General features: G+C 43.7%; 19 protein-coding genes. 16 read left to right on the top strand and 3 right to left on the bottom strand.

Annotation, left to right across the window (positions count from 1 at the left end; translation table 11 throughout):
* Window positions 1-671 precede the first annotated feature (671 nt).
* The 6 genes from AC4G47_RS13250 (at window position 672) to AC4G47_RS13225 (ending at window position 8,402) form a co-directional block, all read left to right on the top strand.
* Window positions 672-1,685, top strand: coding sequence for a response regulator transcription factor (locus AC4G47_RS13250; RefSeq protein ID WP_491106309.1), 1,014 nt, complete (start codon window positions 672-674; stop codon window positions 1,683-1,685).
* 2 nt (window positions 1,686-1,687) lie between these two features.
* Window positions 1,688-3,520, top strand: a complete 1,833-nt coding sequence (locus AC4G47_RS13245; RefSeq protein ID WP_491106308.1) for a cache domain-containing sensor histidine kinase — start codon at window positions 1,688-1,690, stop codon at window positions 3,518-3,520.
* 81 nt (window positions 3,521-3,601) lie between these two features.
* Window positions 3,602-5,149, top strand: a complete 1,548-nt coding sequence (locus tag AC4G47_RS13240; RefSeq protein ID WP_491106307.1) for an extracellular solute-binding protein — start codon at window positions 3,602-3,604, stop codon at window positions 5,147-5,149.
* Window positions 5,150-5,245: 96 nt separating this feature from the next.
* Window positions 5,246-6,202: an ABC transporter permease gene (locus AC4G47_RS13235; protein ID WP_491106306.1), complete on the top strand. Its 957-nt coding sequence runs from the start codon at window positions 5,246-5,248 to the stop codon at window positions 6,200-6,202.
* On the top strand, window positions 6,202-7,071 hold the full coding sequence (locus tag AC4G47_RS13230; protein ID WP_491106305.1) for a carbohydrate ABC transporter permease: 870 nt from the start codon (window positions 6,202-6,204) through the stop codon (window positions 7,069-7,071). The genes AC4G47_RS13235 and AC4G47_RS13230 overlap by 1 nt, the downstream gene beginning before the upstream one ends.
* A gap of 1,031 nt (window positions 7,072-8,102) precedes the next feature.
* A complete protein-coding gene (locus tag AC4G47_RS13225) occupies window positions 8,103-8,402 on the top strand; it encodes a hypothetical protein (protein WP_491106304.1) in 300 nt (99 codons plus the stop codon).
* Window positions 8,403-8,523: 121 nt separating this feature from the next.
* Here AC4G47_RS13225 and AC4G47_RS13220 read toward each other — a convergent pair whose 3' ends face one another.
* A complete protein-coding gene (locus AC4G47_RS13220) occupies window positions 8,524-9,408 on the bottom strand; it encodes a LysR family transcriptional regulator (RefSeq protein WP_491106303.1) in 885 nt (294 codons plus the stop codon).
* A 272-nt stretch (window positions 9,409-9,680) separates the two neighbouring features.
* On the opposite strand from AC4G47_RS13220, the gene AC4G47_RS13215 reads away from it, so the two are divergent.
* The 3 genes from AC4G47_RS13215 (at window position 9,681) to AC4G47_RS13205 (ending at window position 11,408) form a co-directional block, all read left to right on the top strand.
* Complete coding sequence (locus AC4G47_RS13215; protein WP_491106302.1) at window positions 9,681-10,088, top strand: YbaK/EbsC family protein; 408 nt, start codon at window positions 9,681-9,683, stop codon at window positions 10,086-10,088.
* Window positions 10,089-10,110: 22 nt separating this feature from the next.
* Entirely contained in the window at window positions 10,111-11,001 is an 891-nt protein-coding gene (locus tag AC4G47_RS13210; protein WP_491106301.1) for a DMT family transporter, read from the top strand.
* A gap of 185 nt (window positions 11,002-11,186) precedes the next feature.
* Complete coding sequence (locus tag AC4G47_RS13205) at window positions 11,187-11,408, top strand: NUDIX hydrolase (RefSeq protein WP_491106300.1); 222 nt, start codon at window positions 11,187-11,189, stop codon at window positions 11,406-11,408.
* A gap of 144 nt (window positions 11,409-11,552) precedes the next feature.
* On the opposite strand, the gene AC4G47_RS13200 is transcribed toward AC4G47_RS13205, so the two are convergent.
* Window positions 11,553-12,392: a MerR family transcriptional regulator gene (locus tag AC4G47_RS13200; protein WP_491106299.1), complete on the bottom strand. Its 840-nt coding sequence runs from the start codon at window positions 12,390-12,392 to the stop codon at window positions 11,553-11,555.
* Between the two features lie 28 nt (window positions 12,393-12,420).
* Entirely contained in the window at window positions 12,421-12,954 is a 534-nt protein-coding gene (locus AC4G47_RS13195) for a GNAT family N-acetyltransferase (protein ID WP_491106298.1), read from the bottom strand.
* A 1,539-nt stretch (window positions 12,955-14,493) separates the two neighbouring features.
* Here AC4G47_RS13195 and AC4G47_RS13190 point away from each other — a divergent pair.
* The 7 genes from AC4G47_RS13190 (at window position 14,494) to AC4G47_RS13160 (ending at window position 26,919) form a co-directional block, all read left to right on the top strand.
* Window positions 14,494-15,636: a GntR family transcriptional regulator gene (locus AC4G47_RS13190; protein ID WP_491106297.1), complete on the top strand. Its 1,143-nt coding sequence runs from the start codon at window positions 14,494-14,496 to the stop codon at window positions 15,634-15,636.
* 158 nt (window positions 15,637-15,794) lie between these two features.
* Window positions 15,795-18,014, top strand: a complete 2,220-nt coding sequence (locus tag AC4G47_RS13185; protein ID WP_491106296.1) for a hypothetical protein — start codon at window positions 15,795-15,797, stop codon at window positions 18,012-18,014.
* Window positions 18,015-18,041: 27 nt separating this feature from the next.
* Complete coding sequence (locus AC4G47_RS13180; protein WP_491106295.1) at window positions 18,042-21,116, top strand: alpha-mannosidase; 3,075 nt, start codon at window positions 18,042-18,044, stop codon at window positions 21,114-21,116.
* A gap of 48 nt (window positions 21,117-21,164) precedes the next feature.
* Entirely contained in the window at window positions 21,165-22,082 is a 918-nt protein-coding gene (locus tag AC4G47_RS13175) for an ABC transporter permease (protein WP_491106294.1), read from the top strand.
* Window positions 22,083-22,094: 12 nt separating this feature from the next.
* A complete protein-coding gene (locus tag AC4G47_RS13170; RefSeq protein ID WP_491106293.1) occupies window positions 22,095-22,991 on the top strand; it encodes a carbohydrate ABC transporter permease in 897 nt (298 codons plus the stop codon).
* Window positions 22,992-23,070: 79 nt separating this feature from the next.
* Entirely contained in the window at window positions 23,071-24,726 is a 1,656-nt protein-coding gene (locus AC4G47_RS13165) for an extracellular solute-binding protein (RefSeq protein WP_491106292.1), read from the top strand.
* A gap of 177 nt (window positions 24,727-24,903) precedes the next feature.
* Window positions 24,904-26,919: a glutaminase family protein gene (locus AC4G47_RS13160; protein ID WP_491106291.1), complete on the top strand. Its 2,016-nt coding sequence runs from the start codon at window positions 24,904-24,906 to the stop codon at window positions 26,917-26,919.
* The last annotated feature ends 8 nt before the right edge of the window (window positions 26,920-26,927 follow it).

The following is a 26,927-nucleotide window of genomic DNA, read 5'->3' as shown; positions in this document are numbered from 1 at the left end:
GCTTTCCAAGCAGAATTGCGATGGAAAGCCTTTTGTTTTTGTAGGCGTGCCCAGAGGCACGTATATCTAGTTGGTGCAAGTTCAACCAAGAGAGGGGACAAGCCACTCTTGTCTGGGATGTGCTGTGCGAAGCTTGGAAACGGGTGAGAGCGAACAAGGGAACTGCGGGAGTAGATGCTGTAACGCTCGCAGATATTGAGGAAAAAGGAGTCACACTCCTAGGAAAACGTTGTTGGACTTTTAATGATTTGACAAATATAAACCACTGCATTCCCTCTAAAGAAACGCATTCTCGAAGTTCCGTCCGAATCTCCTCAAATTCTGTTACTATCACCTCATTCAGGATTCCGGTCTGTATAAGAAAATCGTATCAGAATTAGACGTTGCGTGAAAATTGGGAGATTTGTTAAGTGTTTCTACAAGGGGAGCATTACGTTTTGCCCCGTTTAGATTTTCTATGCAAATAAACTCGTAGGTTTGTTGATTTCCTCTGTTGGGACACAACATTCAATTTATATAAGAGTGCTGTATAATCGTAAGATTGTACAACTTTTTAGTTGCATGTGAATGTAAAATTAATTAAATATTCTGGATTTTACAAGTTTCGTTCCTTTACAGATAAGTAAACGATGATGTTTAGAAAAGCAATAAAATCAAGGGGTGAGCATCCTATGCTTAAAGTTTTGGTTGCGGAGGACGAGCCGTGGATTAGGGCGGCAATTGTTGAGATGGTGGAGAGCATCGGACACGATATTAAGGTTGTCGGCGATGTTACGAACGGAGAGGAAGCTTGGCATAGTATTCAGCAGTTGTGGCCAACCGTTCTTATTACTGATATCATGATGCCGGTGATGGACGGGCTTGAGCTCGTACGGCTTATCTCGGAGCATAAAATTCCAATGGCCATTATTATCATTAGCGGTTATGAAAACTTTCAATATGCGCAAAAGGCTATCAGTTACGGCGTCAATTGCTACCTGCTTAAGCCCGTGAATCGAGAAGTCTTGCGTAATGCTTTATTTGAAGCTATGGAGAAATTTACAGAAATTGAAAAGATGAACTTTTATCTAATAAAAATTCAAACCTTTTTCGATACGATCAATGATTACCTCGCTGCAGATGGGATAAAGCGCTTTCTTAAGCTTATAGACGATATCCGTATTATAAAGCACATCAATTATGCTGCTCACTTAAGTTTAATTCGAATTGTCGAGTCTAAAATCAGCTCTTTGTTAACAAGTGTTGAAGCGAAACATTCGACAATTTCGAACTTCGACGGAATTCAGGAGCAAGAGATCCGCAAACATTTAAGCTCTTTAGCTGAAATGTGGTTCCTGCATCCGGAACGCAATAAAAGAGAGTTTAAACAAGTTATTAATTCGGCATGTGACTATATTCACTCCCATTACCGAGACGACCTCACTTTAACACAAATGGCGAAATATACGAATTTAAGCATATCCCATTTCAGTTCCCAATTTAAAAGATATACCGGGGAGTCGTTGATTTCCTATATTAACCGTGCACGTGTGGAGAAGGCGAAGGAGCTGCTTCGAAACACCAATGAGAAAATATATGTCATCGCCGAAAAAGTCGGTTTTTCCAGCCAAACTTATTTTATTCGGGTATTCAAAAACACAACCGGGTTGGCCCCGAACGAATATCGAAAAAGATGGGGATTATAATTATGAAACAATGGCTTTATAGTCTATCATTGAGGCAAAAAATTATCATCAGCTTTATCTCGATAGCAATGATTGCCGTGTTTTCGATGAACACCCTCTCACACTATTACTACAGCCGTGCCACACAGCAAGACTTTTACAGTATCGCGGAGACTACGACCGAAGGTGTCAACCACCAGCTAGAAATATATTTTCAACAGATTGCCAAATCCACTTATGCGATGAATGCAGGTGTACTTCGTTATTCAAGCGTGTTACTGGAGCGGGGGGATTCAAGCCTCATTCAAGATTGGCTGCGCGACGGCGTTTCTATGAGTTTAGAGAAACAATCAATGGTTCGAGACATCTTAAATAAGTACATTTCATTTAATTATCCTGAGATCGAAAACATGTACCTCATCTCACGAGACCAGAGAGTGTTACAAACGTCAGGCGTTTCCACCGACAAAGCATTATCAATGCAACCTTGGAACGTATTTCCACTGAGTGATAATTTGCAAATCTATCCGACCTATTACGAAGATCGAGGAACAATCCCCAATATTTCCATTGCAATCCCCATATTCGATGTAACGAATACCAAGCTGTCAGGAAAACTAGTATTAAATATGAGATTAACAGAGGTCAGGAATATGATTGGGAATACGCCTATTGGTCAAACTGGGTATATTTTTATGGTTTCATCCGACGGGAAAATAGTCTATCATCCAAACTCGGATTGGCTCGCTTCTTCAATTGAAGAGACAGAACTCTCCTGGCTCTCATTGAATGAGGCAAACTCGCTGCAGGTGTGGCAGGGCGAGCAATATCTTGTTTCTTACAGTGAATCCGAGTTAACAGGGTGGAAGACCATCGCACTGGTTCCGCTCCGCGAGATGGCGACCGGCCTTCATATCGCTCAATATTCTGCCGTTATTGTCATGGCTTTGTTAATCATGTTAATCCTTATCTTCGTGCCTTTCGTGGCAGGGCGAATAATTAACCCGATGCTCGAATTGAAGAAAGCAATGCAGAAGCTACAAAGGGGTGATTTATCCGTTAGAGCGCGCATACCTTCTGGACGCGACGAAATTCATCTGCTCAGTTTAAGTTTTAACAAAATGGCCGAGAGACTGAATGAACTCGTTAATACGGTTTATAGTATGGAACTAAAGGAAGTTCAGATGAAATTGTTGCAGAAGGAAGCTACAATACAAGCCTTACAAAATCAAATTAATCCGCACCTCCTTTATAACACGCTAGATATAATCAAGAGCATTGCATTCTTAGAACATGTCCCCAAAATCGAGCGTATGGCTGAAAATTTGGCGTCGATTTACCGATTTACAGCGAAGCTTGAACAATCGGAAATTACACTTATGGAAGAACTGGAGCATCTGAAAAGGTACCTGGAAATCATTCATATCCGGTATTCGAAGCACTTTGAAAGTAAAATTTATATCGACGATAAATATTTATATGCCAGCATTATAAAGTTATCCATACAACCTCTCGTAGAGAACGCCGTGAAATATGCGGTCGAACCACGCTACGGAAAGGCTGCGATTATTGTCAGCGCTTATCCCGAAGGGAGCGACCTAATTATCGAAGTTGCGGACAACGGTTCCGGAATTGAACGGGATCCACTTCAAATTTTGAAGGAACGCCTTGCGTTCATTACAAATCAACCGAATTATGGCATGAAGACGGATGATTCTTTAGGATTAGGCAACGTTCATAACCGTTTGGTACTCTTCTACGGAAAGCCGTATGGAATTCAAATCCATTCCTTCCCCGATCAAGGTACAGTCGTCTCGGTAAGGATTCCTTTTATCAAATCGGATAACATTTCATAACATTGTATAATTTTCGGGATGGAGCGCTCTTATATACTTAATTGTGCAAGGCAAATGACACAAATAAAAGGGAGTGTTACTTTGAAGCAGTTTATGAAGATGGTTGTAATTACATTACTGGCATTTAGTTTCGTCGTAGGGTGTTCATCAGCCGGAAATGGAAACTCGAACCCCTCGAAAGCATCAGATACGTCTGGACCGGTAGTAGAGGGGGAAAATGAGGAAAGGGTTCCAATTTGGCTCGCTGTTAAGTACTGGGGGGGGCCGAAATGGGCAGAGGACCATCCAACCATTCAGTACTTAAATGAAAAATTTAATGTGGACATCAAGTTGGATCTTATTAATGGTCCGGAGTATGAAGAGAAACTCAAGGTAATGGCAGCATCGGGATCATTACCCGACTTCTACCCCGTTGAAGGATCGACATATCTTAACTGGCAGTCCGAAGGGGCATTCGTGGAGTTAACAGATTGGATACCGAAATATCCTAATTTATCCGCAGAATATCCGTTAGATCACGCAGCGATGACGATGTTAAATCCTAAGGGTGAATTGTACGGACTCCCAGAAATATCATGGGTTGTACGGGATACTGTACAAATTCGGAAAGACTGGTTGGACAAGCTCGGGATGGAGGTTCCAACTGCCGAAGAATTTACCATTGATAAGTTCTACGAGATAGCGAAAGCGTTTGCAAATCAAGATCCGGATGGCAATGGCTTGAAAGATACGATTGGCTTTACTGGTGGGTATGCAATTGAAAATCTTGCTATTCGAAACGCGTTCGGTATTGCGAACGAATGGATTGAGAAGGATGGACAGTTGGTTCCGCATCAGACTCAAGTTGAGGAGTATAAGGCATTCCTCACGTTCATGAAGAAGGCGTATGACGAAGGTGTGCTCGATCGAGATTTCGTACTACGAAAATCAACTGAAATGCATGAAATGCGGAAATCGAACAAGCTGGGCATATTCACATATCACAATAATTACAAATTTGAAATTGAGGAGGTTGTAAAGAAGGCGTTCCCGGATACAAATCCGGAAATCGTCGTAATGGCACCTCCAATCGGACCAAACGGCGATCGAGGCAATCCTAATGCCACGATGGGCACTTCAAAGCGGGTAATTAATGCGAAGTCGGACAAAGTGAAAATTGATCGTATTCTTCAGATTCTCGATTGGTGGGTTACGGATGAAGGTACCCAAATCATGAAAAACGGCATCGATGGCATTCATTATAAGAAAAACGATCAAGGGAAATGGGAGATCACGGATCGTTGGGAACCTGAAGCGCCGCGCTTTTTGAATAGCAACCTTTTTAAACGGCCAGGTAACGACTTTAACCTCTATCTTTGGACGGACGAAGCGGAGCTCAAGCGTCACGAAGAATATACAGCACTCGCGGAGAAATATCCGTGGCCGAACGCCGCGATGGGACTTGAGTATTACTCGGAGACCTACATTTCCAAGGCTACAAATTTAAATACGAAGTTTCAAGAGGCAGTCTACAAAATCATTGTGGGCGGTGCACCCGTGGATTATATTGAACAGGCTTCCTCTGACTGGCTCGTAAACGGTGGGGAACAAATCATAAAAGAAATAAACGAAGCAGCGAAGCAACGATAACTATCACGAGCCTTTGACTTGAACAGGCCGCATACCCTTGCGGCCTGTGCTGCTCTTGGAGCTTGTGTTTCTTTTGATAGGAGGTAGTTTAAAAAGATGAATCAATCCACCATTCATTTGCAGTCTGACGGAAAAATGATTTCTCCGAGCAGTGCAAAAAAGAAGTACTTAAAGCGCGCACTCCCGTTTTATTTGATGATCACCCCTGGATTAATCTATTTTCTTGTATTTCGATATGGTCCCATGTTCGGGTTATTTATCGCATTTAAAGATTATTCGCCATTCCAAGGGGTTTGGAACAGCGAGTGGGTTGGTATCGAGCATTTTGCTCGGTTATTTTCTGAGAGCGACTTTTTAATTTTGTTAAAGAACACCATGGTTTTAAGCCTGATGGATACTTTTATCGCCTTTCCATTCCCGATCATCTTCGCAATCCTGCTTAGTGAAGTGAGGAACAAATACTTTAAAAGCTCAGTGCAAACCATACTGTATGCTCCTCACTTTCTATCTTGGGTCATTATCGTCGGGATGACTATGCTGTTCTTCCGAACACAGGACGGCGGAGTGAACATGCTGCTAGAGGCTATGGGATTCAATAGTATCGAACTAATGACGAATCCAGCTTATTTCAGGTTTGTTTGGTTGTTTCATAATATCTGGCAAGGGGCTGGCTGGGGAGCAATCATCTATTTGGCGTCAATAGCCTCGATCGATCCGGCACTATATGAGGCGGCAAGGGTGGATGGTGCCAGCAGACTGAGGCAGGTTTGGAGCATTACATTGCCATCGCTGAAAACCGTTATATTGATAATGTTTATCCTGCGGCTCGGTAGTTTCATCGACGTAGGCTTTGAACATATTTTCTTGTTGCAAAATCCGTTGAATCTCCAAGTATCAGACGTATTTGAAACATATGTATACCGGCAAGGTTTGGTGCAGGGCGATTTTAGTTACGCAACGGCCATCGGATTGTTTAAATCATTTGTGGGGCTGATCATGGTTGTGGGGGCAAATACGATCGCAAAACGGTTCGGTGAGGAGGGGGTATACTGATGAGAAAACAAATATTGAATAGCGATCGTCTGTTTACCTTTTTGGTACACGCCTTTCTGATTCTCTTTACGCTGTTGATCGTGTTTCCGCTGCTCTATATTGTGATGACATCGTTCGCGCCAGTGCAGGATTATTATACGCGGGGTTTTTTCCTCTTTCCAAGCTCCTGGACACTGGAAGCTTACCGGTACTTATTGAGTAATCCGAGTTTTATTAGTGCGTTCAAGAGCTCAGTCATCATTACGGTTTTCGGAACCCTTATTAATATAACAATCACTTCCTTAATGGCCTACGGCTTATCAGAATCTTGGATAAAGGGCAGATCCTTAGTCAATTTTATGATTCTCTTTACGATGCTATTCTCCGGTGGTCTTATACCGACTTATTTGATCGTAAATAGTCTTGGACTGATTGATTCTTACTGGGCTCTTTGGCTGCCGGCTGCGGTCACTCCGTTTAATGTGATTATTATGCGCAGCTTCTTTGGAGCGCTGCCCTACGAGCTTAAGGAATCAGCGAGAATCGACGGGTGTGGCGAATGGAGGTTATTCGGCACAATTATTGTTCCACTTTCGAAGCCCGCGATTGCAACCTTTACGTTGTTTTATATGGTTGGGAACTGGAACACCTATTTTGGGGCAATTATCTATCTTAATGATGATTCCAAATGGCCACTTCAAGTGTTCTTAAGGCAAATGCTCATTATGAATGACGATAAGATCGGCCAACTTACCGAATCGGTGTTTACCTACACTCCGGCGGCACGAATGGCGGCGATTTTGATTACGGCTGGGCCTCTCTTGGTCATATATCCATTCCTACAGAAGCATTTCAACAAAGGAATGTTTGTAGGATCTGTGAAAGGGTAATTTCATGCGGGGAAAGAGGACCCCTCGAACTGGTGATTCGAGATCTTTCGTCCGTCAAGAGGTCCAACTTTTAAAGGGTAGCCAGCGTTACTGGATCTTACTAAAAAGAGGCAGCAGGAAAGAAATTAATTTGAACATAAAAAAAGCTGTATTCCTTGTATTCCAAACGCTTCGCAAGAAGTACGATCGTTATTGAAATATCTTGTGGGACTTTCGTAAAAGGTATCTTAACAGGGCAGCATACGAAAACAACCTTGCAGAAAGAATTGAGATGTACTGAAGAGATCACCGGCAAACTTCCAGCGTTTGCGGAATCTCGATTTCCATGGGCCTGGTACATGACTTGGTTCAGCGATTACGGGGCTACCGATTTGTGGACCTCAAAAGAGGAGTGCGTCGCGCATACCGGCACGAAAAGCAATTACGTTAGATAAGCTACCTGTATTGTATTAGCTAACGTGTGCCGCGGAATTCCTACTTACTTGGACCTGCTCCCAATCAGCCAGGAAACATAGGGCAATCGCTAGGCGGTATTAGACATTCTATACTATTAGGTTTGAAAGACAGCAAAACTGCCTTATACCTAGTAAGGTGGTAATTAGAAAAACGGTTGGTCAGGGGGAAGTCCCCTATTCCAATCGTTTTTTTATTTCAACTATGCAAGTCTCGATGACTTGGACTATAACCGTTCGTTCAATGAGCATTTCAAAGATATAGTAACATCTGTGAGTTGGAAGCGAAACGATTATTGGAGCCATTTGGCCAGGACATTATCAAATCCTCTATTGTGTCACGGGGCCTGATTATGTAGGGTTCGAAGACGAAATTTTTGCTTGGGCCGAGCAGCGATATTGCGCACCAACGTTGTTAGAAGACCGCACAGGAAATGAAGTGTATGTCTGGGCGTATGATGAAGATGTAACACGGGTGGAAACTTTGGAAGCACGAGGATATACCAAGCATACCTGGTATATGTACTCAGGCTCGATTGAGCTTGATGACTCTATTCCAAAACCGCTCCAAAGGGCTTCATGGTTCGCCCGATTAATTCTGATGACTTGGAACAAAAAGTGAATATCATGGGTGGTTCAGCTGGGCTGACAGCGCCTACGATGGAAGTATACCAGCGCCTGATGAGTAGCCCGACGTACAAGCAAGAATTGGACTTAGTGATTGTCGATGAAGAAGATCAGATCGTTGGATTTGCAAACGTGTCGGTACAAGAACTTAGTCCCATTGAAGTCGCTATTTTAGCGGCTTTTTTATGTTATCGGTACAAGTTCGTGTCCTTGGCTCAGGACACGAACTTGTACCGATTGCCGATTAGATAAATATCTAACTGAAGTTTACAGTTATTTCATTAACCTAACGGGCAGGTTAGTTTAATGATTTTTATAAAAAAATCTTCCTTTCTTTTAGAGTAAAAGATTATCTTCGCAAACTCTTAAGTAATTAGGATTTTTCAGAATTATTTCTATATTGTAGATAATCTAAAAACCGTTTGAGAGCAAGAGAGGTAGAGTTTTTATCTTTCATTGCAAGGCCAATCTTACGGTAGGCTGGGAACTCAAGTTCTTTTACAACAATACGATAGGGGATACGTTTTAAAATAAGCTCAGGCAGAATACTGATCCCTAACCCACTTTCCACCATCGACATGATGGCATAATCATCCCATGTCGTAAAATGAACTTTTGGTGTAACATTACATCGCTCAAATATTTTTGAAATTTCGGCTTTTGCGCCTTTTTCTAAGAGCATAAACGGATCTTCACCTAATGCTTTGACAGGAAAACGATCACAGCCAGCGAGTGAGTGGTTTTCCGGCAGGATCACAAGCAACTTGTCTTCCTCTAGAAAAGTCGTATCAAGCTTGGTTTGTGTGGGGAGCCTTAGAAAGCCGCAATCCACACGACCTTCCAAAATCCAACTTTCAATCTCCGTATAATCGCCCAGTAAAAGTTCATAGTCAATGTTCGGATATTCTTTTTGAAATGCTTTTATAATATTGGGAAGCCAATGCGTAGCTACACTCGAAAAGGTTCCAATCCGTATAATCCCAGATTGGAGTCCATGTAGTTCGTCAATTTGGGATTGCAGCTTCTCATATTCATTACACACACTTTTCGCATAAGGAAGTACTTTAAGACCCTCGGAAGTCAGACGTACGCCAGAGCGATCTCGTTCTAGAAGAGATATCTTCCATTCTGATTCTAAATCGTTGATCATTCGGCTGATCCCCGATTGTGAATAATTCAACATTTCGGCTGCTTTGGTAAAGCTTCCGTATTCAACGGTTTTAATTAAGGCCAAATATTTCTGAATGTTCTTATCCATTTAATTATTCTCCTCTTTGCATCTGATTTCCTCATGATAAATATGATAAACAGTCGCTTTTGTAATAATAAGAACGATGTTACACTTTTATTCAAACGAACACAAATGTAAAAAATCTAAAGTATGAAAGGATATTATACATGTTTTTTATAAGCAATATTCTAATGTCAACGCCGGAGAAGTATCTGACACAACTACAAGAAAAAACTTATGAAACATTAGAAAAACTATAAATCCCTTTTGAACGCGTAAATACAGATGAAGCAATCTCTATGGAGGATTGTATTGAAATTAATCAAAAACTTAATGTAAATATGGTGAAGACACTCTTCCTCTGCAATAGGCAACAAACCCAATTCTATTTACTTATTACGACAGCTGATAAGCAATTTAAAGCTAAAGACTTTTGTAATCAACTTGGTGTTTCTCGTGTGTCATTTGCTTCGGCTGATCAGTTGGAACATTTGTTAGGTGTAAAAATCGGTGCTGTAACTATTTTTGGTGTCTTATTGGATAAAGATCAAGTTGTACAAGTTGTACTTGACGAAGAAGTAGCGGCCCAAGAATGGTATGGATGTAGCGACGGGACAACGACAGGCTATATGAAAATTAGAACCTCGGATGTAACCCATAAATTTCTACCTTACACTGATCATCTACCAAAAATGATTCAAATTTAAGAAAGTGAAGCGATAAAAACAAATGAAAGAAAAAATTTATTTCCTCATATCGATGATTATCTTTGGTGCAGTTGGCGTGTTCGCAAAATATATCGATTTGTCTTCAAGTAAGATTGCGTTATTTTTAAGCTTAGTTGGTGCCCTGTTTCTTTTGATCATTTTCGTTTGTACGAAGCAGAAAATGTCATGGCAACAAGTGAAAAAAAATGCTGTTGCTCTAGTCTTTGCGAGTATGGCCTTGAGTGGAAACTGGATTTTTCTTTTCCAAGCGTATAAGGAGACTACCATTGCTAATGCGGCATTGAGTTATTATTTTGCACCTGTTTTAGTTGTACTACTCTCCCCTTTGGTTTTGAAAGAAAAGATGTCCTACAAAAAGGCAATATGTATTGTCATTGCTCTACTTGGGCTGTTCCTCATTTTGCAAAACGGAAGGATGCAGACAAATGGTCATCATCTCCTCGGTATCGGTTATGGATTAGTGGCTGCTGGTTTCTATACCGGATTGACCCTGATTAACAAATTCATTCGTGGTCTAGATGGGTTAGCAAATACGCTTTTGCAGCTAGGACTATCAGTTATCATGTTAATTCCATTTGTGTTGATTACAGAGGGTAGCGCTGTTCATTCGTTCGATAGCACCACAGTAATATTAATGCTTGTATTAGGTATCTTTCATGGTGGTGTTGGTTTTTTTCTTTTCTTCGCCGGAATGAGGGGACTTAATGGCCAGAGCATCGCTGTATTGAGTTATGTTGATCCCCTAACCTCTCTTTTTATTTCAATCCTAATTATCGGAGAGAAGATGACTTTTCAGCAACTTATTGGCGCTGTCTTGCTATTGTGCTCGATTTGGATAGGAGAAGCTGGTGAAAAGAAGGCGAAAAATAATTACCACATTGATTGTGAATGATTCTGTAGCTGACCAAAAGTAGATGATGCAGTAAGCTAATGGGAAACGTTAGTTCAATAAAAGACAAGTAGGTAGCCGTTAACGAGATCGGCTGCCTTTGTTCAACTAACGGGCTGGATAGTAGAGGAGGAGGTTAGCCGGCAAGTATTTGAAGTAGATAGACCAAGGGAGTTGTTAAAGCAATAATGAAGATTCGAACAATGACAGGTGCTTTTCTCTTCAATAATGATTCTGTCCTTATGTTAAAACGTTCAGAAAACAAAAAGATAGCGCCTGGACTGTGGGCCTGTATTGGTGGCCACGTGGAAGCTGATGAATATATCAATCCAGAAATCTCATGTTTACGCGAAATTTCAGAGGAGAAAGGTTACGATACATACTTATTCGACAAAAGGGAGCGGAAATAAATCAGAGGGAAAAGGGATTCCGGCAAAGGGTGCAAGTTCTTGTCATTTAACGACAAGAACTTGTACCCTTTGCCGGAATGGATTAATAGCCATGTACTCGTTACTTTTCTTATTTGCTATCGAGAAATGATTATACCCTCTGTTTTATGCGTTATTTTCAGAGCCAGAGTCAGCGGAAACCTGTACTTGAATCTCGGTCAAAAATTGATCAGTAACAACGGTATCTCGATTATCAATTTCATAAATTTCAAAAGGGTCTCCTAGAATTCGTAGCTCTTGTTCGCTTGCATAAGTGATAATGTCCAACATTCTTTCATTGCTTTGACGATAATCTCCCCGATAATAGAGCGACAAATACTCACCGGCAGGCAGGGCGTAGTCGGGATCAATTAGCTCAGCTTTGTCAGAATTAAATATGAAGAAAACCGAATTAAATACATCCTTTACACCTTGCTTCAAATCCTGAAGTGAGGCCGATGCCCCGTACAACTGATTGCCGAAGTCCAGGATATGATTTTTATGCATCTGGTGTAACTTCTTAATGGCGTAATCCATCTCCTCATCCCTGGTGATTCGTGTGTTGAGTTGCAAGCATGGTCTTTCGGAGTATGTTTTGATAGAGAAAATGCCCGTCTTCATTTGTGTAGCTTCAGTTAGTACCTTAATTCTACTATGGATGATCTGTTGAGTCTTTTCAAGCTTGGCGATTTGTTCTTGAATTAGCTTTTGTTCCTTAAATAACAATCCAAGCGTGTTTTCAACACTTTGATGATCGAGATACGACTTTATCTGTTGCATCGTGAAGTCCAACTGCCGCAGGTCGCGAATGATGTTCAATTTATACATATCATGAAGACCATACAGGCGATATCCATTACTGTCTCGACGAGGAGTAAGCAAGCCCAACTTCTCATAATAACGAAGTGAATCAACCCCTATGCCGTAAAGCTTCGATATCTCATTAATTTTATAATCGTTTTTCATTAATTATTGATTTCCTTTCAATCTACACTTATCTATTCAATGCGTACACATGAGCGTCGGAAAGACCGTACACTTCCTTATATACTATTTTTTTCATCGCTTCAAATTCAATTGACGTTATTCGTGCTGGGTAGCTCATGATCCGAAGAGGTAAGGCATCATGCCCCACACGAAGTGCTGGCTGAACATATGCATAATCCTCCAAGTGAAACCCTAGTCTTTCATAAAAACCAATTCTTCTGCGTTTTAGCTCATTCTCAGGCAATTCAACTTCTAAAATTATGGGTTTGCCGGACTGTTGCATGAAATGATTCATCATCTTCTTACCTATACCACCTCCGCGAATGGCTGGGGACACTGCTACATTTTCAACATATCTAAATTCTTCAAATTCCCAAGCAGCCAAAAAGCCAATTACTTCATTCTGCTCGTTTACTTCTGTAAAAAGTCGATAATGTGAATTAGCCAGCAACTCCTTCTGTTTCGAGTATTCTCGATACTCTGATTCAGGAAAGGATTGTTTCATAATTGTAAATACTTGATCAAATTGATTTAATGTCATAAGTGTTCCCCCTGGTTTGTGTATAACAACTTGATGTGAATTACAATAAACCCTGGCATTATACCAGAGTCAAGCGGAGGAATAACAATAAGCGATATAGCAGGAACTGCAGATGTCATTCTGTGATATTGCAACCGACGTTTTCAAGTAAATAAGCTCTCACTTCCTATACTTATATTCTAACTAGTGCTGTAAACCGAGTAGAAGTGAATATTTAACCTCATATGTGGCAAGAGGCAATTCACACTAGACATACCACCCTAAAGTCTAGTCTATCTAATGTGTATAAGTTTTACTCAAAAGATAAAGGTAAATATTTGATAAGATATTTATAAAAAAGAACTCATTTGATCTATATATATGGCTGGAATCTTTTTACGTAATCCTCAGTAGCAGTAGAGGGTTTTCGTACAGGACGGGGGATGACTGCTTTAACCCTAAGTGGTCAGAATACACGTGTGCAAGCGGTGACGGTCATTTACCGACTGCTGATAAACAAAGAATAAGGAATACCTGAGTATCATTATCCAGAATGGAGAATGACATAAAGTTGCCTACCAGACTAGAGAAATCACTTAGGAACAGATCAAGTTCTAGATTGCTCCATTAAATATGTGTCACAGCCTGATTAAGAATGAGATTCGAACCGATAACGATGCAACAGAGTAACCCAGAATATGCTATTATTGGTTCGAAAAGTATTTAATTTGTGAAAGGGGATAATCATGATAGATCAAACGTTTGGTAATCAAACGGAGTCACAATTAAAGTTGTTAAGTGACATCAGTACGATTTGTGCAACAATTGAATGCAGATTTTGTTATCACAAAGCTTTATGTTAAACGGATTATCGGCTCATGTCTTAAACCCGAGACAACTTTTGGAGGAAAAGGAGGTTTACAAGCAAATTGGCAGGAAACCTCGACCCAAGGATGAAGATAGCAAAATTATATTGCATCGTATAATAGCAGAGTGAAATTGATCAGTGGAACAAGATATTCAGTTTCCCAAACTGGAGAGTTATTTGAATAGAAAAGTAAGTTCTATTTATAGAAAGCCATTCTATATATCAGGAGCGGCTTCCTTTTAATATGATGACGCATATTTTGTGGTCAAGTTGTATTTGTATTTACATACAATTGCGGTGATCCGTATCATAAGTAGAAATGATGATCATTCAACTAACGGGAACGATAGCACAATAAATAATAAGAAGGGCAGGTGGTCTTTGTGATCGGCTGCCTTGTTCAGCTAACGGGCAGTGTACTCAATAGATTGATGACTCTTGTATACATATGACCCTTCAGAACGTTGTAAAGATTGAAGGGAGGTTGGAAGTGGATAATGAGCGGATGTTGCAGCTAATGCAGAATAAAATGAAGCATATTCAGCTGTACTTGATTCGCTTGGGAGCGAGCAGGGCTGACGCAGAAGATATTATTCAGGACACAGGCATTATATGGTTGTTTATTGTGCTTATATGTGTAAAAATATATTGTATATTAAAAATATAACGAATGAATTGGTGATGTGATTATCATGAGTAATAATGATCGAATACCGTTATACCAACAAATTCAAGACTATGTCCGCAAAATAATTACCTCGGAGAATATGAAGCCGGGTGATCGGATACCGACAGAGAAGGAGCTAATGGATCAATTTAATGTTAGCAAAATTACGGTTGTCAATGCCCTAACAGGCTTAGCTAACGAGAAGCTGATCGCCCGTGTTCCAGGAAAAGGTAGTTTTGTCGCAGAAGAGACGGACTCAGTTATCACAGTATTTTCTGAATCTCCAACACCAATGAGAAGGGGGCTTAGCACAGGTCTGATTGGTATTATCATGCCTACGATCCACGACTACTTTGCTATCCGACTAATCGAGGGTATTGAACAAACTCTGAATCATGAAGGTTACCGCAGCATGATCATGTTGACGAATGGCAAGATCGAGAAAGAAAAGGATGCGATCAAGGAGCTGAAAGCACTTGGAGCGGAGGGGCTACTTATCTTTCCTGTAGATGAAGGGAATTATAACGAGGAAATTCTCGGCATGAAGTTATCCGGCTTCCCTTTTTTGCTGATTGACCGATATTTACCGGGAGTCGAAACCCATTACATCGCGGCTGATGGAAGACTAGGTGTAAGGATGGCCGTTGAACATCTATGGGATCTTGGACATCGTGATATAGCCATCTGCTCGGATTCACCGTTACAAACTGTCACGGTCCAGGAGCGAATTGATGGTTATATTGAAGCATTGAAAGATAAAGGGGCGCTTATTAATCCCGCTCATATGATTACGGATTTCAAGCCATTGTCTGTCCTGAAGGATGCGGAAGCCCATCCGCTGTACCGATATATTAGTAACAAAATGGTGACTGCTTATATATCACTAAACGGTAGGTTGGGTGTTCAGATCTATCAAATGGCCAAGCAGGCAGGACTTCGTATTCCAGAAGATGTATCGATTGTGAGCTTTGATGATCCAACTTCCATCGTGGAGGAATTCAGTATATTCACGCATGTTAAGCAGTTTGAGAGGGAGATGGGATCCCGTGCAGCCAGCCAGCTTCTCGAAGTCATTGGTAGTAGCGGAGATACTACGGGCTTCAGCAAGATACTAATTCAACCTGAACTTGTCATTCGACAAACCTCGGGATTCTGTCCCATATCGTAATTCTCCAGTTTTGAAGTCTTTTCCGTATATGATTCGGAAAGGACTTTTTATTTTTTAAAAAACATATTGAATATATTGTTAATATATATTATATTTTATGAAATAGTGGATACACAAATCACGAAAGACAGACAAACATGGGTGAGGAGGCTAGGACCATGCTTCGAGATCGTAAAGAAGAGCGAATTGGATTTCAGGAATCAGCGCCCTATCATCCCGATTATGACCTGCAAACGGACTTTGTCATGGTCTACGGGATTGACGAAACGATGCAGGAACGTATTCGGGAATGGAAGGATAAGGGGTACGTTGTGCATTTGATGACAGGAGTAGCATGGGGTACCTATAACGACTATCTGGACGGGGAGATAGACGGGGAAACACATTGGGATGAAGCCCAGCTGGACCGTCATGGTGAGATGATTGTTCATGGCAAGGAGCCCATTATCCCTTACATGGTACCAACCGTTTCCTTTGGTACATATATCGCTGAACGCATACGAGTAGCTGTTGATTCGGGTGTGGAGGCGATCCATCTGGAAGAACCTGAATTCTGGGTGAACGGGGGGTACTCAGAATCGTTTAAGAGAGAATGGCAGCTGTATTACAAAGAACCATGGAGTCCACCTCATTCCTCACCCGATGCACAGTTTCGGGCCTCCAAATTGAAAGCGTATTTATATACACGTGTATTAGACCGATTATGTACCGAGATGAAAGATTATGCTCTAAAGCGTTACAATCGCGTTCTTCGGTTTTACGTTCCAACCCACAGTCTGATCAATTATACGCAGTGGCGAATTGTTAGTCCGCAGTCTCGCTTGATTGAGCTTCCGTCTGTAGATGGATATATTGCGCAAATCTGGACAGGGACTTCACGAACACCCAACGTTTATGAGGGGGTACGAAAAGAACGAACGTTTGAAACCGCATACTTAGAATATGGTGTTATGCAAGAGCTAGTAAGGGGAACAGACAGACGAATGTGGTTTCTGCATGATCCCATCGAAGACAATCCGAATTACACATGGGCCGATTATAAACAGAACTACCTGAAGACGGTTGCTGCTTCACTTCTTCATCCTGGAGTTTCCCATTACGAGGTAGCCCCATGGCCGCGAAGAATCTTTAAAGGGACTTATCCGTCTGATGATGGTGCAGGTAAAGAGCAGATTCCTCCTGATTATGCAACGACATTGCTACACGTTATGCACACACTTGGGAACATGGATCAGGACAATGTTGAAATTGAAGGTGAATTTCTTCAGGTTGGTGTATTGATTGCAGATTCAGCGATGTTTCAGCGCATGAAATCGGAGCCGGAGGCACCTGATGCCGGAAAGTATGACGGCACAGATCCAGAAGGATTCCGAGAGGATGGCGATACGGAGTTGTTAGATTTCTCTCCATTCTACGGTCTTGCGTTACCCTTACTTAAACACGGGATACCCGTGAGACCTGTCCAACTTGATAATGTGAGGCGCTATCCCCATTACTTGGCTCCATATCGTATCCTTCTTTTGAGTTATGAGTTTATGAAGCCAGAACACTCCGATATCCATTATGCACTGGCCCAATGGGTACAGGATGGGGGTGCATTGATCTATATTGGGGACGACAGCGACCCGTATCACAACATTCGAGCATGGTGGAATGACGACCAGCGCAGTGAAAGCACTAATACCATGTATCACTCACCACGAGAGCACTTATTTGAACAGCTTGGACTTAATGTAGAACAGGAAGGGATTCATCATGTGGGCAAAGGACTGGTTCATTGGCTCTCTGTACATCCTGCTGCATGTTCGTCAAGTAAATTGGGTGCAGATCAACTTCGCCAGTCTGTGAAAGAAACATGGGAGAAACTTCAGGATTCCAACTTCCGTTGGGAAGCCAAGCATTATTTTAAGATCAAACGGGGGTCCTATATCATTGCCTCTGTCCTGGAAGAGTCTGTATCTGAAGAACCGCTGGTTATTCCAGGTCCGGTTGTGGACTTGTTCGATCCTGCCCTGCATGTTCAGCAAGAGGTAAGGTTAGCTCCTGGTGAGCAAGCATTGTTATACGACATTACGGCCGGAAGGCCACAGCAAGACAAGGTCAGCCTAATCTCAGCTTCTTCCAGAATTGAAGATCTGACGATAACGAATACAGGTTTTCAATGTGTAGCCAAGGGTCCGTCAAATATGCAGGCCACGGCCAGGTTCTACTGTCCATTTGAACCGATATCCGTGTGCTGTATCGATCAAGACGAGTCAGTACCGATCAGATGGGAATGGGATTTGGAATCGAAGACTGTACTGCTGAAGTATGAGCATGGCGGCAAGAACAAGGTGGAAATTCAAGTAAGGTGGGATTGTGAGAATACAAAAGCTTGATGAATGAGAGAGGAGAACCAAACAATTATGCCATATGAACCGATTAGACTCGGGCATTTGAATCAAATGCTTACCAAACTCCGTGAAGCGATTTATGAGCCGATTGCCAAGTTGAATGTGACGGCATGGGTTACACCGGAGCCCGTTTCGTTCGAAGAAAGAATGTCAGGTCAGAAAATCACCCTTTCACAGGGCGAGCGTTGGGGGGAGTTATGGGATTGTGCCTGGTTTTGTTTTACGGGCAGCATTCCACCGTCTGGTAGTGACGCCAAGGTTGTTCTTCTGCTGGACGTGAACGGCGAACTCTGTCTGGTGGACCACGAAGGAACGCCTGTGCAGGGTTTGACAACCATCAATTCGGAGTTTGAATTCACATTGGGTCTCCCAGGAAAAAGAGTGGTTGAACTGGACCATTCTTCGATACAGTTGGCGGAGGGAGCATTCGAACTGTGGGCCGATGCTGGCAATAACGACTTATTTGGCAAATATCAAGGTGGTACGGTAAAAGAAGCGGTTATGGCCATCTGTCATGAAGATATACGAAGTCTCTATTACGACACAGAAGTGCTTATGGAGACGGCAGAGCATCTCCCTGCCGACACAGCGCGTAGAGAAAAGATTCTTCAGTCCCTATATGACGTTTCATTAATATTGACGGAATTCACACCAGACCGTATTCATCGTGCTAAGGGATTATTGAACGAACAATTATCATTTCGCGGTGGAGATTCCGTGATGAACATAAGTGCCGTTGGTCATGCGCATATCGATTTGGCTTGGTTATGGCCGATCCGTGAAACGATCCGAAAAGGTGCAAGAACATTCTCGACGGTGCTTCGCATGATGGAACGTTATCCCGATTATGTGTTCGGGGCGAGCCAGCCTCAGCTATACGATTGGATGAAGGAACACTATCCCAAGCTGTATGACCAGATCAAGGAACGGGTGCAGGAAGGCAGATGGGAACCGCAAGGGGCGATGTGGGTAGAGTCGGATACCAATGTGCCGGGTGGTGAATCTCTTGTACGCCAGATCCTGTATGGTAAACGGTATTTTCAACAGGAATTTGGAATGGAGATGAAGTCACTGTGGATGCCAGACGTATTTGGTTACTCCGCAAGCTTGCCGCAGTTATTGAAAAAATCCGGTGTGGATTACATGATGACACAGAAGCTCTCCTGGAGTGAATACAACCGTCATCCTCACCATTCATTTTTGTGGGAAGGGATCGACGGTTCCTCAGTATTAACACATATGCCGCCTGAGGACACGTACAACAGTCCGGCAGCTCCACGTTCCATTGTCAAAGCAGAGCGGGAGTATCTGGATAAAAACGTATCCAACCAGGCACTGATGCTCTTTGGCATTGGAGACGGCGGCGGTGGACCGGGAGAAGAACATTTGGAACGGCTGGCTCGCGAGAAGAACCTGCTGGGTCTATCGCCTGTTGTGCAGGAACCTTCCTGGCGATTCTTTGAACGATTAAATGAAGAAAGAGAACGATTCCAGACCTGGCGTGGTGAGTTGTATCTGGAAAAGCACCAAGGAACCCTGACTAGTCAGGCACGAAGCAAGCGGTACAACCGCAAGATGGAAAAAGCCCTACGTGAGCTGGAGTTTGCTGCTGTACTGGCTGCCCAGTTTGGCAAGTCTTATCCGTCCGAGACGCTGGAGGTGATCTGGAAGGAAGTCCTCTTGTATCAGTTCCACGACATACTTCCAGGATCTTCAATTAAGCGGGTGTACGATGAGTCGTTAATACGGTATGAAGAATTGCTCCAGCAGACGGAAGCTATGATCAACGAAACCTACGGTTATTTAGCAGACCATATCTCATCGAGTGAGGAAGAATCCTCTGGAGTCGTGGTGTTCAATTCACTGCCTTGGGAACGCGAGGAATGGCTCCACATGGATGGACGATGGTGTAAAGTGCAGGTTCCATCGATGGGATACACTGTGGTATCCGATTATGGCAACCAGGGTGTCGATCGGGAAGTGGCATCCAGCATTGAAATCGATTCGGAAACGTTGGATTCGAGCTTCCATGTTACAGCCGAAGAACGCAGCATAGAGAATGACAAACTTATCGTGAGATTTGACCAGAATGGTGGCATCACCTCGATCTTGGATAAGCTGGAGGCTCGTGAAATCATCCTGCAAGGACAGCGGGGAAACGATCTTCGCGTGTATCATGATGAAGGCGATGCCTGGGATTTCCGCCATGATTATTCAGCGCAGGCGGGGACGCCATTAATTCTGAATGATATCCGGGAGCTTCGGGATGGTCCGAGAGTTGGGCTGGTTTTTGATTACAGCTACGGAGAGTCTACTCTAACCCAGACCGTCACTCTAACCGAGGGTAGTCAACGTATCGATTTCGAGACCGGCGCGGATTGGAGAGAAAACGGTAAAATGTTACGTACTTCTTTCCCGGTTAACATCCGTACCGATCAGGTTCACTGTGAAATCCAGTTCGGCAGCTTGAGCAGACCGACTCACCGCAATACGATGTGGGACTTTGCGAAGGATGAAATTTGCGCTCACCAATGGGTGGATTTATCGGAGCCGGATTACGGAGTCGCCCTGCTCAATGATTGCAAATACGGGCATCGAGCCATCAACAATGTGCTTGACCTTCATTTGCTGCGCAGCAGCTCCTACCCGGATCCGGTGGCGGATCGTGCAGAGCATCAATTCACCTACTCGTTATATCCGCATCAAGGAAATCACGTGCAGGCTGAAATCTATCGAAGAGGTAATGAACTGAATATTCCGCTTCGCCTGAGCTCCTTATCTGTATCCTCAGCGGATGTATCAGAGGGAAAACTGCCTTATATGAAAGCGTTCTTGCAGCCGGACCATCCGCACATCATGGTGGAGTCGGTCAAAAAAGCCGAGGACAGTAACGACATCATCGTCCGTCTGTATGAAACCTCGGGAACCCAGGTCAAAACGAAACTATCTATCGGATGGAATACTGCCGAAGTCTGGGAAGTTGATCTCATGGAAAATAACATTTCAACACTGGAGCTTCAGAATCAATCTGACGTAGTCTTGTCCTTTACACCATTCGAAATCATCTCGTTGCGATTGAAAGGTTAGCAAGAATAACGGGTTCAACCTTCCACAAGGGAAAGGAGCGTTGGGAATGTGATTAAATCTAACAATCTGTTAATGAAGCAAATCTGGAAGCATAAGGTCTTTTACTTGTTCATGCTACCTGGCATCATCTGGTTTTTCTTGTTCTCCTATGTTCCCTTATATGGAATTCAGGTTGCTTTCAGGGACTATACCTTCGTTGGCGGTTTTACCGGAAGTCCATGGGCTGGCTTTAAGTACTTTGAACAATTTTTTAACTATTATCAATCCGGTGATATCATCCGCAACACGGTTATCATCAGTCTCATGAAACTGCTTATCGGCTTTCCGATGCCGATCATTCTTGCCATTCTTTTAAACGAGATACGGATGATCAGGTTCAAGAAAACCGTTCAGACGCTTTCTTATTTACCTTATTTCGTATCCTGGATCGTGGTTGTCACCCTGATGCAGAGATTGCTTACTCCATATGGCGGTCCAGTCAATGATTTGCTGGGATCGTTTGGAAGCGATCCGATCCAATTCCTGAACAATCCCACCTGGTTCTATCAGATGATTCTCGGATCGGACATCTGGAAAAACATCGGTTGGAATTCGATCATCTTTATGGCCGCCATTGCAGGAATTGATCAGCAGCAATATGAAGCTGCCAAGATCGATGGCGCAGGACGCTTTCAACAGATGTGGCACGTGACACTTCCAGGTATCCGTAATGTGGCCATTATATTATTTATTCTCGCCGTGGGTAATTTGATGAGCGCCGGTTATGAGCAGCTTCTTCTCCTGAACGGACCTGGGACTGCCAGCATGGGCAGCGTACTGGATGTGCATGCCATCAACTCTGGTATCCGGGAAGGGCGCCTGAGTTACGCCGCAGCTGTTGGATTATTCCAAAGCGTTATTGGTCTTATCCTGGTTCTGACGGTCAATCGGATTGCCCGCAAAGTCAGTGATGTATCCCTGTTCTAAGGAGGTGACGTTATGACACATAAATGGTCTTTATTTTCAGTAGTCAACTATACCTTGCTTGCTCTGGTTGGTTTCTCCATGATCTACCCGTTTATTTACATTTTGGCTTATTCATTGAATGACGGTAAGGATTCGATGCAGGGCGCGATCTATTTTCTTCCACGAAAATTTACGCTCGAGAACTATGCTCAAGTATTCGATAACGCCCGCATCTGGAAGGCGTACCAAATTACAATCATGCGCACCGTGCTGGGTACGTTCCTCCATGTTGTCCTGTGTACGCTCATGGCCTATGCGCTTTCCAAAAAAACATTGCCCGGCCGATCGTTCTTCACCTTTTACATCTTCTTGCCTACGATTTTTAGTGCCGGGTTCATCCCGTTCTTCATTACGCTTCAGAAACTGCATTTGATCAATAGCTTCTGGGTATACGTCTTGCCGCTGTTATTTAATTTCATGCATATCATTATTATCCGAACCTTTCTGCAAGGCATTCCGGAAGAGCTGGAGGAATCTGCCCACATTGACGGGTATGGGGATTTCCAAATATTCGTTCGGATTATCCTGCCTCTTTCGGGACCGGTGCTGGCAACCATCTCCCTCTTTATTGGGGTAGCCCATTGGAATGACTGGTTTTCAGGGGCTTACTATGTATCCAACAAAGATCTGATCCCGGTGCAAACCCTCTTGCAGGAGATGCTGACGGAAGCAGAGTCGTTATCCAATTCGATGCAACGCGCAGCCCAACAGGGTGGGCAGACGGTTGGTGGTGCAGGCGGTGCAGGTGCGACACCTGAATCCCTTCGTATGGCTTTGCTTGTCATCACGGTTTTTCCGATCTTGTGCATCTATCCGTTCATGCAACGGTATTTCGTAAAGGGAGTGATGATCGGTTCGGTGAAAGGTTAGGTTATCCTGATCCGGAAATTGATGGGCTTTACCAAGCTTGACCAAGACATTCATATTCATATTTCAGGAGGCGATTGGTTTGAACAGGATCTGGTCAAAAGGCGTATCCGTATTACTCGTGTCCATCTTGGTTGGAGGATTGTTGAGCGGCTGCACGGGTTCATCAGAGAACGGTGATGGTGGAGAAGCAGCCGATGGTTCATACAAACTCAAAATACTACACAATTGGAACGGATCGGGGGGATCTGATAATGGCATGACGCCTGTGGAAGAAGTCATCAAGGAGAAGACTGGCGTTACCCTCCAGTGGGAATATACAAAAGGCAGTGAGACCGAGAAAGTAAACCAGATTTTTGCCACGCAGGATTTGCCGGATATCTATACTGGACCCGCATGGGGAGGCGAGTTGGACGGCATTATCAAGGCTGCCAAAGAAGGACAGTTGTTAGATATTTCCGACAAATTGGGGGATTATCCAAACCTTGCGAAGTCAATTGCCGAAGAAAATGTACCCCCAGCGCTATACGAGAAAGCAATTGATGCATATGACGGCAAAAAATATCTACTCCTGCAAAATCAGCCTGCCACGAACGAAGACGGCATGGACTGGCTTTACGGCTTCTATGTTCGTAAAGACATTGCTGAGAAGGTCGGTGTGGACCCTCAGTCTGTTGTGACGAAGGAGGATTTCTATAACTTCCTCAAAACAATCAAGGATGCCAATCTGCAGGAGAACGGTCAGCCTGTCTTCCCGCTGGGTGGCTTCAGTAACGGCTGGTCCGTGGGCATTGGGAACACCATGTTCTATTCGGGTGCTGGATATGTTGACAAAGGAGATGGAACGGTAGAGTATAGCTTTTTCACCAAAGGCTATGAAGAGTACACACTATTCTATCGGAAGTTGGTTGAAGAAGGGCTGATGGACCCTGAGGCATTTACCCAAACAGACCCAATCGCTAAAGAGAAAATCAATCAGGGCCGCATCGCTATCCTTGCTGCACATTATCCGGCCATTCTGGATGCTTCCAAAGAATATATCACTTCGCATCCTGGAAGCGATTACATCCCTGTTGGCCCATTGGAGCGGGCAGATGTTGACCCGAACCGGCCTGCGGATCTAGGTATTCAGGGCAACAACGTAACAGCCATCACCAAGGACTGCAAGGGCGCATGTGTAGATGCAGCGCTAAAGTTCCTGGATTATATGGCTTCCGATGAAGGCTTCATGCTGGCGAGATACGGAGTTCAGAGCGTTCATTGGGATATGAAAGATGGTAAACCTGTCGCTAATCAAGAGTGGTTCGATAAGTTTACGGCAGATCAATCGGGAAAAGTTCGCAAGAGCGAAGGCATTAGCATTGGTCTAGAATCGATCACGGGGCCTGATCGGATCAACTCGGTAGCGGCAGGAGATATCTGGGCCGATCAGGGACGTCTCGATGCCATGGAGCAAGCCCGCAAAATCCTGCGGCCTAACGGCATTCAGGTAATTACAGCCTATAACCCAGGTGATGTGATTACCAAAGCGCCCGAATGGGAAATGCTGAAACCTTCGATGGACCGGATCAATGATGCTTGGAAGGAAGCAATCTTTGCGAAATCAGATGAAGCGGCGATGGGGATTATCAACGACCTTCGCGAGCAGCTCCGAAAGACCGGATATGATCAAGCCATGCAGTTCACGAACGAAAATCTGAAAGGCAAAGACGTGGTAACCGTTCAGATGCCGAACTGATGACTTCCATAATTAAGGGAGCCCGGTAACACGAAAGGCTTCGCAGCACCTTGGTAAACGAGGGAGCGAAGCCTTTCGTTATTTTGCTTGAGCGTGAGGACACATCCTTACTATGAGCGTATACCCATGGAATTCGTTATTCTTGATATTGACTTTACTTTAAGGAGTTGTATTCATATGACGACAAATTTCAGACCTCCATCTGTACCTCTTGTAACCGTAGATCCTTATTTTAGTGTATGGTCCGCTGCAGATCATCTATATGAAGATCATACCCGACATTGGACGAACAAAACGAATGGCATGGTTGGGCTTGTGATCATTGATGGTAAGGCCAGACGATTTATGGGGAAAGTGGCATTGGGGGATCAATCTGAATTTCAGGAGCCGGAGGCACTCGTTCAAACCGATCTGACGGTGGAGCCAGTAACGACTCGATATACCTTTCAAGGGGAAGGGATTGAACTTCAGGTCCGGTTCAACACACCTTTATTGTTGGATGATCTTGATCTGTTATCCCGACCTGTGACGTATGTGACTTTTCAAGCAAAATCTATCGATGGGAAATCCCATCAAGTCAAGATTTACTTCGATGTCACAGGCGAATGGTGTGTACATACACCGGATCAGCAAGTGATCTGGGAACGTCACGTGATCGAGGGACAATGGGATGCGATGTCCATGGGTACAGTCGAACAGCCCGTATTGCAGCTTGCTGGTGATGATACACGAATCGATTGGGGATATATGGTTCTGGCTGTTCCTCAGACTCCTCGTATCCAGACGGTGATACATTCCGTGACCAGTCGAGAGCAGTATGTACGGACCAGTCAATTGCCGACAGAGGATGATCAGCACCAGCCGAGAGCTGTTTCCGATAACATGTCGGTCATGGCAGCAGAGATCGATCTGGGTGTAATACAGGAAGAACCCGTATCCGAGTATCTTATGCTTGCGTATGACGATGTTCTTGCGATTGAATACTTTCATAAACCACTGAATGCTTATTGGAAAAGAAATGGATTGACGTTTCATGAAATGCTGTTGATGGCAGCTGATCAATATGAAGAGATCCAGCAACGATGCGACAGCTTTAATCGTGAGCTCACGACAGAGAGCCAAGGCGTAGGCGGTGAGAAGTACCGGGATATTCTGGCACTTACGTACAGACAGGCGATTGCCGCGCATAAATTGGTTGCCGATGAGGCGGGAGATGTTTTATTTTTCTCCAAAGAGAACTTCAGTAATGGATGTATTGCTACAGTGGATGTCAGTTACCCGTCGATTCCATTGTTCCTGAAATATAACCCGGAACTAATCAAGGGCATGATGCGTCCGATTTATAAGTATGCCATGAGCCGTGATTGGACATTTGATTTTGCGCCTCACGACGTAGGAACTTATCCGAAAGCCAACGGTCAGGTATATGGTGAAAACAAGTTGGAAGACCAGATGCCGATTGAGGAATGCGGAAATATGCTCTTGATGGCTGCTGCGGTGAGCAAGTATGAGGGGGATATCGATTTTGCCCGTGAACACTGGGAGCCTCTTACGAAATGGGCGGGGTATCTGCTTCAGAATGGACTCGACCCTGCAAACCAGCTGTGCACCGATGACTTCGCCGGACATTTGGCACACAATACAAATCTATCTATTAAGGCTATATTAGGCATTGCTGCTTATTCGTACATGTGTGACAAGCTCGGTTTGCAGGAAGGAGCCGCTTACCTTGAAGCCGCTCGGAAAATGGCGAATGAATGGATGACCATGGCAGATGCCGGGGATCACTATAAGCTGACTTTTGACAGTCCAGCCGATTCATGGAGCATGAAATACAATCTGGTGTGGGACCATCTGCTCGACTTACACCTGTTCCCAAAAGAAGTCGCTGCTAAAGAGCTTGAATACTACATGCATAAACAAAATCGCTATGGCCTGCCGCTGGATAGCCGTGAAACGTATACCAAATCGGATTGGCTGGTATGGTGTGCCTCCATGAGTTCAACACAAGCACAGTTCGAGTCATTGATCTCACCTCTATGGGATTTCATGAATGAAACCTCGGCTCGTGTTCCGGTAACGGATTGGTATGACACCATCACCAGTAAGCAGATGAATTTCCAGAATCGTTCCGTTGTCGGGGGCTTCTTCATTCAATTACTCATGCAAGATTCTACAGGCAAACTCGTGTGAAGGCAGGT

Source organism: Paenibacillus sp. Negev47 (genome assembly GCF_058313655.1).
The sequence above is the reverse complement of the archived record's forward strand: the minus strand, read 5'-3'. Positions and strand labels throughout refer to the sequence as shown.